The organism is Sedimentibacter sp. LTW-03 (assembly GCF_052059825.1).
Classification (GTDB): Bacteria; Bacillota; Clostridia; order Tissierellales; family Sedimentibacteraceae; genus Sedimentibacter.
In genome coordinates this window covers 820,186-833,948 of record NZ_CP197180.1, presented here as the reverse complement: position 1 = coordinate 833,948, position 13,763 = coordinate 820,186, and the positions used below count along the sequence as shown (strand labels likewise).

Genomic DNA, 13,763 nt, shown 5'->3' with positions numbered 1-13,763 from the left:
ATTATCAAAACTATTAATTAATTTCCGGCTTCTGCCAGAGCTGCACTTTCCATTCCGGCACGCAGGGCCTTGATGTTTAAGTCTATAAATTTTTCCTTTACAGTTTTTCTTATAGCATCTTCCCAGTCTATATCTGTCAGATTCATTGATTTTATTAAAGCTCCCATAAGCACTACGTTCATAACCTTAGCACTTCCTATACTTTCTGCTATTTCAGCGGCCTTAATAACTCTTGTATCTACTTTTTTCTCTATCAAATCAATTATCCCTTCAGGATATTCAGCTTTACCGGAAAGTATTGGCGCAGACGGAATTTCGTAGTCATTTATTACTACAACTCCATCAGGTTTCAAATACTCAAGCCATCTTAATGTTTCCATAGTTTCAAATGATACAAGAATATCCGCATCGCCCACTCCAATTATAGGCGAGTATACCTTTTCTCCAAATCTTACCTGAGTTGACACACTTCCGCCTCTTTGAGCCATACCATGAATTTCAGACATTTTTACATCGTATCCAGCCTCCATGAGACCAGTTGATAAAATTTTGCTCACCAATATTGTTCCTTGTCCGCCTACTCCAACTAACAAAATATTCTTATTCTTTTTCATATTATTCACCCACCTTACTTATAGCTTTTACAGGACATACTTGCATACATAAAGTACATCCCACGCATTGAGCGCTATTTATAGTTGATTTCTTAATTTCTTTTTTGAAATGAATTGCAGGGCAGCCTGTGCTGACGCATTTTTTACAACCTATACATTTATCCTGGTCAACTACACAAACACCTTCTATTGCTCCAAACTCATTTAAATCGTTTTCTGAATATTTCTTAAGAGCACATGGATATCTTGAAATAATAACGGAAGGTTCATCAAGATCAAACGCCCAGTTTAATGCTTCTTTCATTTCAGAATTATTCATCGGGTTAACTGTTCGAAGGTTTTTTATGCCTATTGCTTTCACCGTTTCAGGAATATCTGTAATATAAGCTTCATCTCCCTGAAGAGTACGACCTGTACCTGGGTTTTCCTGATGCCCTGTCATAGCTGTTATTCTGTTATCCAATATGCAGGTTATAGTATTGCTCTTATTATAAACCACATCCAAAAGGCTGGTTATTCCAGAATGATAGAATGTGGAATCTCCTATTGTAGCAACAACTCTCATATTGGCATTGTTTTTATCAAATATTTTTTTAGCACCATGAGCTGAACTTATGCTTGCTCCCATACAGGTTACAGTATCCATTGCATTTAGAGGATCTGCGCCTCCCAATGTATAGCAGCCTATATCTCCTGTAATCATAGTATTCTTTTTCTTGGACAATTCATAGTAGAATGCTCTATGAGGGCAACCTGCACACAAAGTAGGAGGTCTTCCAACAGCCATAGTTTTATCATAATCTATTGTCGGCTTTACTGTACCCAGCAGTGATTTTTCAACTATGTCCGGGTTTAATTCCCATGTGTTCGGAATTTTATCTTTTCCTATGCAGTTGATGCCTGCAGCTCTTATTTGTTCTTCCATAAATGGTTCAAGTTCTTCAACTACATATAGTGTATCAACTTCTTCAGCAAATTTTTTTATTTTTTCCATAGGAAGAGGATTAGTAAAACCTATTTTAAAGTACGATGCCTTGTCACCAAATATTTCTCTAGCATACTGGTAGGCAATACCTGATGAAATTACACCTATTTTTTTATCGTCATTCCAATCTATAAAATTCAAATCTGTTTCATTAGAAAACTTTTCAAGCTCTTTAAGCCTGTCTTCAACTACAAGATGAAGCTGTTTCGCAACTGCCGGAGCAACCAGGTATTTATTTGGGTTTTTAATATATGGCTTAATAGGTACTTCAGTACGTTCACTTATTTTTACTATTGATTTACTGTGACATACCCTTGTTGTCATTCTAACCAAAACCAAGACATCATATTTTTCGCTTATTTCCATAGCAGCCTTAACCATGTCCTTACATTCTTGGCTATCGCTAGGTTCTAATAATGCAACCTTTGCCATTTTTGCATAATATCTGTTATCCTGTTCATTCTGAGAAGAATGCATCCCAGGGTCATCAGCACTTACTAATGCCATTCCTCCGTTTACACCCGTATAACCCATTGTAAAAAAAGGATCAGCTGCAACATTAAGACCGACATGCTTCATTGCAGTCAATGTCCTTGCACCTGCATAGCAAGCACCTACGGCCGATTCAACGGCAACCTTTTCATTTGGAGCCCATTCAGCTATTATTTCCTTATACGGAGCGATATTTTCCAGGATTTCTGTACTTGGTGTTCCCGGATAAGCTGCTGCATAATGCACACCTGCTTCATATGCGCCACGAGCTATAGCTTCATTACCTGTCATTAATTTTTTCAATTTTAGCCCTCCTTCAAATCATTTATATATAGTAGACATCAATAGAAATTATTTCTCATCCGACAAATAAATGTCTTTCATGAAGAAAAATTATCATATGCATCATATTTATACCTGCATAAATCATGCCATTAATTTCAGGCAAAAAAAAATTATAAAACACTGCAATTACTTGCCTTTAAGCAGGCTTAAAATTGTGCGTAAATTATCAACGGGTTAAAAGGTATAGTTTTTTATACCCTTTAACCCGTTGATAGATGATTAAGAATTTTTATTCCAAAATCCGTTATAACCGTACCGCTTCTGCCTTTGTTGATTTCTGCCATTTTATATTTTTCCAGACTATTGAGAATTGATCTTATTTCCTGCTCACTAATGAAAAGTTTTTTTGATTTTGCAATTTCAGATATACTTCTTCTTCCAAGTCTCTTTTCATTAATATAAGCATTCCTAAGTTCCTCAAGAACAAAGACATACTTCTTAATATTATTACCTGCATGCTCTAGAAATTCAAGCATAAGCTCATGTTCAACAACAAAAATTTCTTCGTCATCAGACACATTAAAATCGATTGGCAAATCCTTCCCGTCTATTTCCTCCAGACCCAGATTAACCAAGTACTCGACACAGTTTCTAAGCTCTCTTACATTACCATTCCAATTGTAATTAATCAGCAGCTCTTTGGCCTTTTCTTTTAAAATAAAATTGCTGTTAAATGTTTTCTTCAAATAATCTATGAGACCGATTATATCTTCTCTGCGATTGCGTAAAGGAGGAATTTTTAACGGAAGAACATTGAGGCGGTAAAATAAATCCTGCCTGAATTCTCCTCTCTCAACCATTTCCTTAATATCCTTGTTTGTTGCGGCTATAATTCTTATGTCAACATCTATTATTCGGTCTCCGCCCAACCTTACAACTTCTCTTTCCTGAAGAACTCTCAAGAGCTTAACCTGCAAATTCATCGGCATTTCTGTTATTTCGTCTAAAAAAAGCGTACCGTTGTGCGCAAGCTCAAACAAACCGGGTTTTCCGCCCTTTCTAGCTCCTGTAAAAGCCCCGTCTTCATATCCGAACAGCTCGCTTTCCAAAAGACTTTCCGGAAAGGCACCGCAGTTAACAGGAACAAACTGATAATCTTTTCTTAGAGAATTATTGTGAATAGCCTGTGCAAATAGCTCCTTGCCCGTTCCTGTTTCTCCTGTAATTAAAACTGAAGAGTTTGATCTGGACATTCTTCTGGCTATGTTTATGCATTCTGTTATAGAACTGCTTTTCCCGAATATATCTTTAAAATCATATTTAGCCGCATATCCTTTTCCAATGAGCTTTTTTCTCAATAAATATTCCTGTTTCTCAAGATCAGAATACTTTCGTATAATCGCTACAGCACCGTATGTTTTTTTTGAGTGAAGAAGCGGATTAACAGAAACAACAACGTCGTAACCATTTATTTTTATTATTTTTTCTTCAACAGGTTTAAGATTTCGCAGTGCAACTGAAAAAGGTATTTCAGGCATCAATTCTAACCCGCTTCTGTTTATAACATCTTCGTAATTTCTGCCCAGTATTTCTTTAGCATTATCATTATAAAGAAAAATTTCGCCTTCTGTATTGATTCCGATTACTCCGGCATCTATGGTCTGTAAAAGAATATCAAGCTGACTTTCGCGGCTGTTGGTAAGTCCTAATATTTTAAGAAACCCAAAATTCGCCGTCTTTATTTCAGTATAACTTCGTACGATATCCTTCCTGTCTAACTCTGAAAACAAATCGAATTTAGTTCCTATATCAATAATTGAGTTAATATCTAGGAGACTGTTTCCAACATTAATTATTTCTTTTGTATTTTCAGGAATATAGTCAGTCTGACCTAAAATAATGTATATTTCTCCCCTTGATTTATTTAAATCTGTTGCCCAATATGAATTTAACTCTATATGCCTTGCTCCCAGCTGATATATTATGGAGATTATCTGTTCGGCCATTTCAGGGCTCTCATCAACAAGCACAACTTTAGCGCCCTTATTTATACTGTTTATTTTGTCCATCCCCGATTTGGAAATTGTCCTGTTTGCAAACAAGAGCTCAGTATCTTTATTTACATGTTCTCTTATTTTTTTGAACAAATGATATGATGGAATTAACAGAACATCAGCGTCAATAATTATATATCCATTGGTGGCAAAATCGTCTAGGCAATATTTTTCTATAGAAATTTTATTACCAAACAAGCTTTTTATCTGATTATAATAGCTATTGACAGACTCAGCAGTATAACTTACAATGGCTAATTTTTTCATTTACATACTCCCGATATTTATTTGCTGGTCATAACCGTAAGATTAATAATTTCATTTTCCAAATCAATTATAGCATTGTTTATTTTTTTGTAATCGTCTATGCTAATATTTTCCTTGATATGGACTTGAGCCCTTTCTACAGCAATTTCAAACATCTCCTTCAACTCGTTTATATCATTGCTCAAATCGCTTATGCGCTTCTCGTTAACTTTATTTGAATAAGGAAGCGTGATAGATTTAGGCCCTGAAACAGGTACTTTTTCTATGTTTTTTGATTTCTTGATTTCATAAATAATATTATACTCAGGGATTATACAGTTCATTCCGAGAGTTTCTTTAACTTCTTTAGCAAAATTAATTTTTGAATCCTGTTCTCCATGAACTATGAAGACTGTCTTTGGTTTTTCCTTAAACCCTTTCAGCCAGTTTAAAAGCGATGGTTTGTCGGCATGCCCTGAAAACCCTTCAACATTATAAATTTCAGCCTTAACATTGATTGTTTCTCCCAGAACCTTAACAACCTTTTCGCCGTCTAATATTCTTCTCCCCAGAGTACCTTCTGCTTGATATCCGACAAACACGATGCTTGCTTCTTTTCTCCACAAATTATGTTTCAAGTGGTGTTTAATTCTCCCAGCATCGCACATTCCGCTGGCTGAAATTATTATTTTAGGTTCAGAAGAAAAATTCAATGCTTTTGATTCCTCGGCGCTTTGAGTAAAATGGAGATTTTCAAACTCAAGAGGATTATCTCCTTTCATAATATACTCTCTTGCTTCCTCGTCAAATACACCGGCATTTTGTTTAAATACTTCCGTAGCTTTGGAAGCTAAAGGACTATCAATATAGACAGGAATTTTTCTAAGCTCATTTTCCTTAGTCCCAATTTCACCTAAGTGGCTGTCATAATATTTATTAAGTTCATAAATAAGCTCCTGAGTTCTTCCCACTGCAAAGGACGGAATAATGACACTTCCTCCTCTTTTAACGGTTTTTAGAATAATTTTTATAAGCTCTTCTGTTCTTTGAGCAACATCATCGTGAACTCTGTCCCCATATGTAGCTTCCATTATTATATAATCTGCTCTCTCAATAAATGAAGGGTCTCTCAAAATTGGTTTCTGGTCCATTCCAAGATCTCCTGAATAAACAAGCTTTACGTTTTCATTTTCGTCATCAAACCACATCTCAATAATTGAAGATCCCAGAATATGACCTGCATCATTAAATCTTACTGTCAAACCCTCATCAACATTAATTATCTGATCGTACTGAACTGTTTTAAAATATTGAAGGCTATCCATGGCGTCATCCTGTGTGTACATAGGTTCAACTAATTTTCTTCCAAGCCTTTGAGCCTTTTTGTTTTTCCACTCTGCTTCGTTCTCCTGAATATGTGCGGAATCTAAAAGCATTATTTCACATAGATCATATGTAGGCTTTGAACAAAAAATAACTCCCTTAAATCCTTTCTTAACAAGCAGAGGAATTCTGCCGCTGTGATCTATATGGCTGTGACTTAAAAATAAATAATCAATCTCGGCAGGATTTATTTCAAATTCCTCTAAATTCAAATCATCATCTCTGCCCTGATACATCCCGCAATCTAAAAGTATCTTTTTATTCTTGTATTGTATTAAATGACTTGAGCCTGTTACTCCTTTTACAGCTCCTAAAAATCTTATTTCCATTTTTGCCCCCTGGGGTATAATAGTCATAGCATGTGCTATGCCGCCGTTATAACGCATTATGCATATAACCAGAAAAGTATACCCTTAATTCTATCCTATATCACAAATTTAATACGGAATTAAAAATTAAATTTGCCACATGCTCACTAACTTTCCACATTATAAACATAAATAACGTTGTACATAAATTACAATATAATTGTAGCACAAACAACTAATTTAACCAATATAAAATATTTGTATCAAAATCAGCACATCGTTATATAAATTTGTTTATACTTGATAATTTGATAGCATAAAATTCTTGTCACTTTTTATCAATTAATTAATATTTTTAATTTTTTTATTAATTTATTTAATTTTTATATTAATATTTTTAATTTATATATTGACATATTAAACAAATTGGTATATTATGCTATTAACAAGGATGGTGAAATAATGAAATATAAAGCACCCAGCAAATGCCCAGTATGCGGAGAAAAATTATCAATTACAAAACTAGGATGTCATAAATGTTCTACATTCATTGAAGGCGACTTTGAGCCATGCGAATTTTGCAGTCTTCCTGAAGACGACCTTAATTTTTTAAAAACCTTTATAAAGTGTCGCGGTAACATTAAAGATGTTGAAAAGGAAATGGGAATATCTTATCCGACTGTACGCGGCAAATTAGACACTGTCATAAAAAGCTTGGGATTAGAAATTTCTCCGAAAGGAGTCGAAAAAGAAAATGAAATAAAAAAATCTCTAAGAAGTGAAATTCTAGAAAAGCTTTCAAAAGGCGAACTTTCACCTAAGGAAGCAACGGAAAAAATTAAAAATTTATAACCTTAAGGAGGTATTTGAATGAACGAGCAGGAAAAAATACTTGAAATGATAGAAAATGGTCAATTAACGGCAGCAGAAGCAATGGAACTGCTTAATGCCCTAAACACCCCTTCCGCACCAGACGAAACCAATACAGCTCTCGCGTCAAACGTATCTAGGACAGATTATAAGTACCTTAAAATACGGGTAACGTCTGAAAACAACACTGTCAATGTAAATGTAAATATCCCAATACGCTTTCTTAAAATAGTAGGTGGTATTGCAGGAAAAATGACATCAATGATACCAAAGGATGCCAGGGCAGAAATAGAAAGCAAAGGTATTGACATAACAAACATTGATTTCAAAGAAATTATAGATGAATTAATGAGCGGAACATTAGATGATCCCAGTATAGTTGATGTTGAAGCATGGGATCAGGAACATAACACAACCATAAAAGTAAAAATATACGTAGAATAATTATGGCAAATACAAATATAGGCATAGTTTACAAAAAACTTCAGATGTGCAAATAAATTACACATCTGAAGTTTTTTGATAGCAGTATCATATCAACATAACAAAATTTATTAAGAAAATACATTATACAAAATTCTATATAAACCTTTTAATGAATTGTCTGATATAGATTTTGCTAATGCTAGCTTTCCATTTGTCTGGACAGAAATATACTTGCTGTTTTTATAAGTTTTTCTTCAACTTCAGTCATTTTAGAAGCCTTATCCTTTGATAAAAGCATAACCGATCCTATAGGATCACCGTGAACCAGTATGGGAGATATAACCTGACTTACATAGTTATCCGGGTTAAATTCATTAGCTGTAATTCTGATTGGCTTAGCGTTAGCGCCTGTCATATAAACTTCCCTGCTCTCAATTATTTTTTCCAGCTCAGGGCTTAATCTTTTTTCAGAATAATCTTTTTTAGAACTTCCCGATACGGCTATTACCCCATCACGATCTGTAATTATTGCTATATGTCTTGTTGTTTCAAACAAGGATTCTACATATTCTCCCGCAAATTCAGTCAATTCTCCTATTGGTGAATATTTTTTCAGTATTATTTCACCTTCTCTGTCTGTGAATATTTCTAAAGGATCTCCTTCACGGATTCTCAAAGTTCTTCGTATTTCTTTAGGAATTACTACTCTTCCTAAGTCATCAATTCTTCTGACAATTCCAGTTGCTTTCATAACTTATGTTCCTCCAATTGAATAATTTTATTTATATGACATTTCTTTTAATATTTTCTATTATTTACACTTTAATAGATTTTATCCTGATTAGTTTACGGATATTATTGGAAATATCATTTACATTATAATTGATACTTTTATGAATAGCAACATTTTTTTACACCTTCTAACATTATTTAGAAGTAATTAATAAAATATTAATTATTCTGTAATTGTTGCTTCGCTTTTTAATTTCTCAAGAAGCTCTTCATATTTAAATGATTTATAGTATTCTGTCAAAGCTGTTTTTTCTGTTTCTACAGTAATTTCATCATCTACAATTTTGTCATTCACTTTAATAATATGATAACCGAAGTCTGATTTCACTGGCTCGCTTATTTCTCCGATTTCCATAGAGAATGCTGCCTCTGAAAATGGCTGAACCATATCAGTATATTCGAAATAATCCAAGTCTCCTCCGTTAGCCGCGCTTACTGTATCTAAAGATAGTTCCGTAGCCAGGTCCTCAAAATTTTCGCCATTGTTAAGTCTTTCAACAACATTCTTAGCTTCATCCTCTGTATTAACAAGTATATGGCTTGCTTTTATCTTTATATTCATTTTTAAATCATTAAACAATGTTTGAAGCTCTTCATCCGTAGGCTGTAAGTTTTCAATCTTCAATGCAAGATAATGATTTATCAGGAATTCTTTTTTCAATGATTCTTTAAGATATTCTTCCGTCATTCCATAGTTTTCAAGAAACTGCTGATATTGTTCATCAGTATCTAGGTATGCTTTAAAGTTATCAAGCTCACCTTTAAGTTCTTCTTCAGAAATAGTAATTCCTTCTTTTTCTGCTGCTTCAACCAACAAAAGATCCATAATAAGTTGATCTAACAAAGTGCTTTCATAATAGCTCCCCATTGTCTGACCTTCGGAAATCTCCTGCTCCCACGCATCCGCTCCATATTGATTTTCTGCCATTTTTTTATATACTGACAGATTCTCATCATATTCTTCCTGAGTAATAACTTTGTCGTTGACTTTAGCTTTTATACCTTCTTCAACTGTATCAGTGCTTTCCTGCTTACATGCAGTAACTGATAAAACCATTGTTAAAGCAAGAGTCAGTGCTAATGCTTGTTTCAATTTATTCATATTTTTCCTCCCTGGCAGATTCTTTTAAACCTGCTTATAATTAATTAATATTTCAAAGAATTTTTCAAGTTCCTCCAGAATTTTCAATTGTTCTGTAGAATCTAATCTATATTTAATAACAGGCTCTCTTGAAACGTCAAATTTTATTTTTGTATTGTAATTTTCAATTAAGAAACCTATTATGTCCTGACTCAGATCGTTGCCGGAAGTTAACTCTATGTTTACAATAAAACCTGCCTGCGCAATTGATTTTACATGCAGCTTTTTGCAAAGAGATTTGATATAAGAAATTTTCATCAGGTTGTCTACTTGTACCGGTGTGTTTCCAAATCTATCTATAATTTCTTCTGTGATATCATATATATCATCTTTACTTGAAGCTGCTGCTATTTTTTTGTATATCTCAATTTTCTGCTCTTCATTCTCAATATAGGTTGACGGTATGTATCCATCAACACTTATGTCTACAGAGGTCTCAATATCCTCATCCTCATAACTCTTGCCCTGAAGTTCTTTAACTGCCCTGTCAAGGAATTTAACATACAAATCGTAGCCTATTGCAAGCATATGCCCATGCTGCTCCGATCCTAATATGTTTCCGCATCCCCTTATTTCTAAATCCCTCATGGCAATTTTAAATCCCGATCCAAATTCTGTGAATTCCTTAATTGCCTTAAGTCTTTTGTCAGCTACTTCAGAAAGCATTTTATCCTTTTCATATGTCAAATAGGCAAAGGCAACCTTGTTTGATCTTCCTATTCTTCCTCGCAGCTGATAAAGCTGGGAAAGCCCCAAATGATCTGCATTATCAATTATCAAAGTATTTGCATTAGGAATGTCCATTCCTGTCTCAATAATGGTTGTGCACATCAATATATCATATTCTTTATTAACAAATTCAAGCATTATATTTTCAAGGTGACGTTCGCTCATCTGCCCATGAGCTACAGCAATTCTGGCATTTGGAACAAGTTTCTGAAGCTTTGAAGCAGCGCTGTCAATATCAATTACTCTATTATGCACATAGTAAACTTGACCGCCTCTTGAAATTTCCTTTTCTATAGAATCTTTTATAATTCCATCATTATATTCCATTACATATGTCTGAATAGGCAGCCTATCTCCTGGCGGTTCAGAAATAATACTCATATCTCTAACACCAATCATAGACATATGAAGAGTTCTTGGAATCGGTGTAGCTGATAGTGTTAATACATCTATATTTGTCTTAAGCTGCTTAATAAGCTCCTTGTGCTTAACGCCGAATCTCTGTTCTTCATCTATTATAAGCAGCCCGAGATCTTTGAACTTAAGATCTTTTGAAAGAAGTTTGTGCGTGCCTACAACAATGTCAACAAGTCCCTTGTTCAAATCATTGATTACCTTTACCTGCTGATAAGGCGTTCTGAACCTGGAAAGCATTTCTACCTTAACAGGATATCCCCTAAACCTATCTACTATATTTGCATAGTGCTGCTGCGCCAATATAGTTGTAGGCACGAGTATTGCCACCTGCTTTGAATCCATTACCGCTTTAAATGCAGCCCTCATTGCAACTTCTGTTTTCCCAAATCCAACATCACCGCAAAGAAGTCTGTCCATACAAACAGGCCTTTCCATATCTTTCTTGATCTCTTTTGTACATCTCAGCTGGTCATCTGTTTCCTGGAAAGGAAATTTATATTCAAATTCCTTCTGCCATTCTGTATCAGACGAAAACGCATGTCCTTTGACTACTTTTCGCTGAGCATAAAGCTTAACAAGTTCAGCTGCCATGTTCTCTATTGCAGCTTTTGTGCGTTCCTTGGTTTTAACCCATTCAACGCTTCCCATTTTGTTAAGCTTCGGTTTTTCAGAGTCCGAACCGATATATTTTTGAATCAAAGACATCTGATCTACAGGTACATAAAGCTTATCTTCGCCTTTGTACTTTATACACAAATAATCTTTTTTAATGTTTTGAACATCAATTTTCTCAATTCCGATGTACTGTCCGATTCCGTGGTGCTCATGAACTACAAAATCTCCTACTTTAAGATCCGTAAAAATTTCAATTTTTGACCCTTTTCTTTTTTTAGCCTTTTTAGGTTTTTTCCTCAGGCTGCCAAAAACTTCATTTTCGGTTAATATAAGTATTTTATTATCGTAGTATTCAAAGCCTTTTTTGACTTTTCCAGGCATTATTATCACTTGTCCGCTTTCGGCAGCGACATTTGCGGTCTTGGACAGAGTCGTTGTGCATTCATAATCATTTAATAGATTATGAAGTTTCAAGCATCCTTCATTGCTTGAAAGCACTATGGCAATCTTGTAGCCTTTATATTTCAATCTGTTTAAATCCTTAGACAGATCCTCCATCTTACCATAATAATATGGAGCTTCTTTAAACTGCAGCGAAACAGATTCTTCTGCTTTGAAAATCTTATCCCTTCCATTTACAGACACAAAAGGAGTTTCTGTAAGCTTTGCCTTTAATTCTTGTTCACTAATAAAAACGCAACTTTGTTTTGTAAAAATCTCGCCCTTTTCAAACAATTCGCTGAACTTCAATTCATAGCTGTCATTCAAGGATCCTAATTCTTCGAATACTCTTTCCGGTTCATCAACTATAAGTATGAAATCCTCACCGAAATAATCAAGCACACTTACAAAGCTGTCTTTCAGGAAAGGAACCAATAGATCGGAATTCTCTATTGATAATCCTTCTTTCATTTTGTCTCTGTAAGCGTTGTACATACTTCTGAGTTTTTTCTGTACTTCTTTTGACTCAGACAGATTTTTTATCTTATCCATCCTGCTTTGATAGTCCATGTCTATCTCAGTAAGCATGCTGTCAATTTCATCCTTATTGAACAGTAAGTCACTGCAAGGTATTATTCTAACAGATTTCAAATTTTTAACAGATCTCTGTGTTTTTAAATCTACTGAACGTATTGAATCAATTTCATCATCAAAAAATTCAATTCTAACAGGATTAGATTCTGACGGAGAAAATATATCAACTATTCCTCCTCTTATGGAAAACTGTCCTACACCTTCTATTGCATCAACTCTTTCATACTTAAGATTTATAAGATTTTTTTTGAGCTCATTCATATCATAGCAGTTGCCATATTTTAATACTATTATAGAATCCTTAAATCTATCTTTAGGCATAACTCTTGTTACGATAGAATTTATAGATGCGGTAACAGCACATTTTTTTAAATTAAGGATTTTATCGAGCAAGTATGATCTTTTATATTCTACATCTTTGCTTAATGCATCTACATTGTACAATATAAATTCCTTAGGATGAAATCTTCCCGCATTGTCTGTAAAGGCTTTTATTTCTTCCTCGTACTTTCTTGATTTTGATTCGCTGGAAGTTATAACAAGTATCTTATCAGCAGCGGCTTCCAATAAATTACACACCAAAAACGCCATGCTTTCTTCATTAATCCCCTGAACCTGCTGACTTTTTCCATTTTTATAGTTTTCAATTATCTTATTAAATTTTTCTGTTTTTTGAAACTGCTCAAACAAAATTTTGTTCATGACTATCCTTTTTAGCACAAAGTTTACATCATTATGCCGACTTTCCGAACATTTCATTCGGTTCCGACATAAGTCATGTCACTTCTAATCCCGAAGCTGCTCACCTGTCGCTTTTATGTTATATTTCTGCATTGCTGCATCTATGTTTTTCTCAATAATTTCTATTGCTGCTTCAGCAGCTTTCTCCATTATCATCCTAATTTTATCCGATTCATCTCTGCCAAATTTTTGGAGAACATAATCAGCCAAATCAATATCAGGATTTCTTCCGATTCCTACACGTATACGCGGGAAATTTTCTCCTACATGGTTAATGATAGATTTCATACCATTATGCGTTCCCGGACTTCCATGTGGTCTGATTCTCAGGGTTCCCACAGGTATATCTATATCATCATAAATTACAATCAAGTTATCTACGGGTATTTTATAAAATTTTATTATTTCATCAATAGCAATTCCGCTTCTATTCATATATGTAACAGGTTTTACAAGCATAACTTTTTCTCCGTTTATGAAAGTTTCGCCATAAACGGAGTTAAATTTAAGTTTATTCAACTTTACATCATACTTTTCTGCCAAACAATCTAATGTATCATAACCTACATTATGTCTGGTTCCTGTATATTCCTTACCGGGATTGCCAAGTCCTGCAATTATATACATATT

The 13,763-nt window shown here is 34.3% G+C and carries 10 protein-coding genes; 2 read left to right on the top strand and 8 right to left on the bottom strand.

What is annotated here, in order from left to right:
- Positions 1 to 17 precede the first annotated feature (17 nt).
- The 4 genes from ACS3UD_RS04250 to ACS3UD_RS04235 form a co-directional block, all read right to left on the bottom strand.
- Entirely contained in the window at positions 18 to 614 is a 597-nt protein-coding gene (locus tag ACS3UD_RS04250) for an indolepyruvate oxidoreductase subunit beta (RefSeq protein WP_308137666.1), read from the bottom strand.
- Between the two features lies 1 nt (position 615).
- On the bottom strand, positions 616 to 2,394 hold the full coding sequence (iorA, locus tag ACS3UD_RS04245; RefSeq protein ID WP_308137667.1) for an indolepyruvate ferredoxin oxidoreductase subunit alpha: 1,779 nt from the start codon (positions 2,392 to 2,394) through the stop codon (positions 616 to 618).
- A 242-nt stretch (positions 2,395 to 2,636) separates the two neighbouring features.
- Positions 2,637 to 4,697, bottom strand: a complete 2,061-nt coding sequence (locus ACS3UD_RS04240) for a sigma-54 interaction domain-containing protein (RefSeq protein WP_308137668.1) — start codon at positions 4,695 to 4,697, stop codon at positions 2,637 to 2,639.
- Between the two features lie 17 nt (positions 4,698 to 4,714).
- Positions 4,715 to 6,388, bottom strand: coding sequence for an MBL fold metallo-hydrolase RNA specificity domain-containing protein (locus tag ACS3UD_RS04235; protein WP_308137669.1), 1,674 nt, complete (start codon positions 6,386 to 6,388; stop codon positions 4,715 to 4,717).
- A gap of 441 nt (positions 6,389 to 6,829) precedes the next feature.
- Here ACS3UD_RS04235 and ACS3UD_RS04230 point away from each other — a divergent pair, with 441 nt between their 5' ends.
- Together ACS3UD_RS04230 and ACS3UD_RS04225 are read left to right on the top strand one after the other, a co-directional pair.
- A complete protein-coding gene (locus ACS3UD_RS04230) occupies positions 6,830 to 7,219 on the top strand; it encodes a DUF2089 domain-containing protein (RefSeq protein WP_308137670.1) in 390 nt (129 codons plus the stop codon).
- A gap of 18 nt (positions 7,220 to 7,237) precedes the next feature.
- Positions 7,238 to 7,681 (top strand): SHOCT-like domain-containing protein, encoded by a 444-nt coding sequence (locus ACS3UD_RS04225; protein ID WP_308137671.1) that lies wholly within the window; start codon positions 7,238 to 7,240, stop codon positions 7,679 to 7,681.
- Between the two features lie 181 nt (positions 7,682 to 7,862).
- Here the strand turns inward: ACS3UD_RS04225 and spoVT are convergent, their stop codons facing one another.
- The 4 genes from spoVT to pth form a co-directional block, all read right to left on the bottom strand.
- Positions 7,863 to 8,414, bottom strand: coding sequence for a stage V sporulation protein T (gene spoVT / locus ACS3UD_RS04220; protein ID WP_308137672.1), 552 nt, complete (start codon positions 8,412 to 8,414; stop codon positions 7,863 to 7,865).
- A 204-nt stretch (positions 8,415 to 8,618) separates the two neighbouring features.
- Entirely contained in the window at positions 8,619 to 9,557 is a 939-nt protein-coding gene (locus ACS3UD_RS04215) for a peptidylprolyl isomerase (RefSeq protein ID WP_308137673.1), read from the bottom strand.
- Positions 9,558 to 9,581: 24 nt separating this feature from the next.
- The gene (gene mfd, locus ACS3UD_RS04210) at positions 9,582 to 13,094 is read right to left on the bottom strand and encodes a transcription-repair coupling factor (RefSeq protein WP_308137674.1); all 3,513 of its coding nucleotides are present in this window, start codon (positions 13,092 to 13,094) and stop codon (positions 9,582 to 9,584) included.
- An 84-nt stretch (positions 13,095 to 13,178) separates the two neighbouring features.
- Positions 13,179 to 13,760, bottom strand: a complete 582-nt coding sequence (gene pth, locus ACS3UD_RS04205; RefSeq protein WP_308137675.1) for an aminoacyl-tRNA hydrolase — start codon at positions 13,758 to 13,760, stop codon at positions 13,179 to 13,181.
- Positions 13,761 to 13,763: the final 3 nt, after the last annotated feature.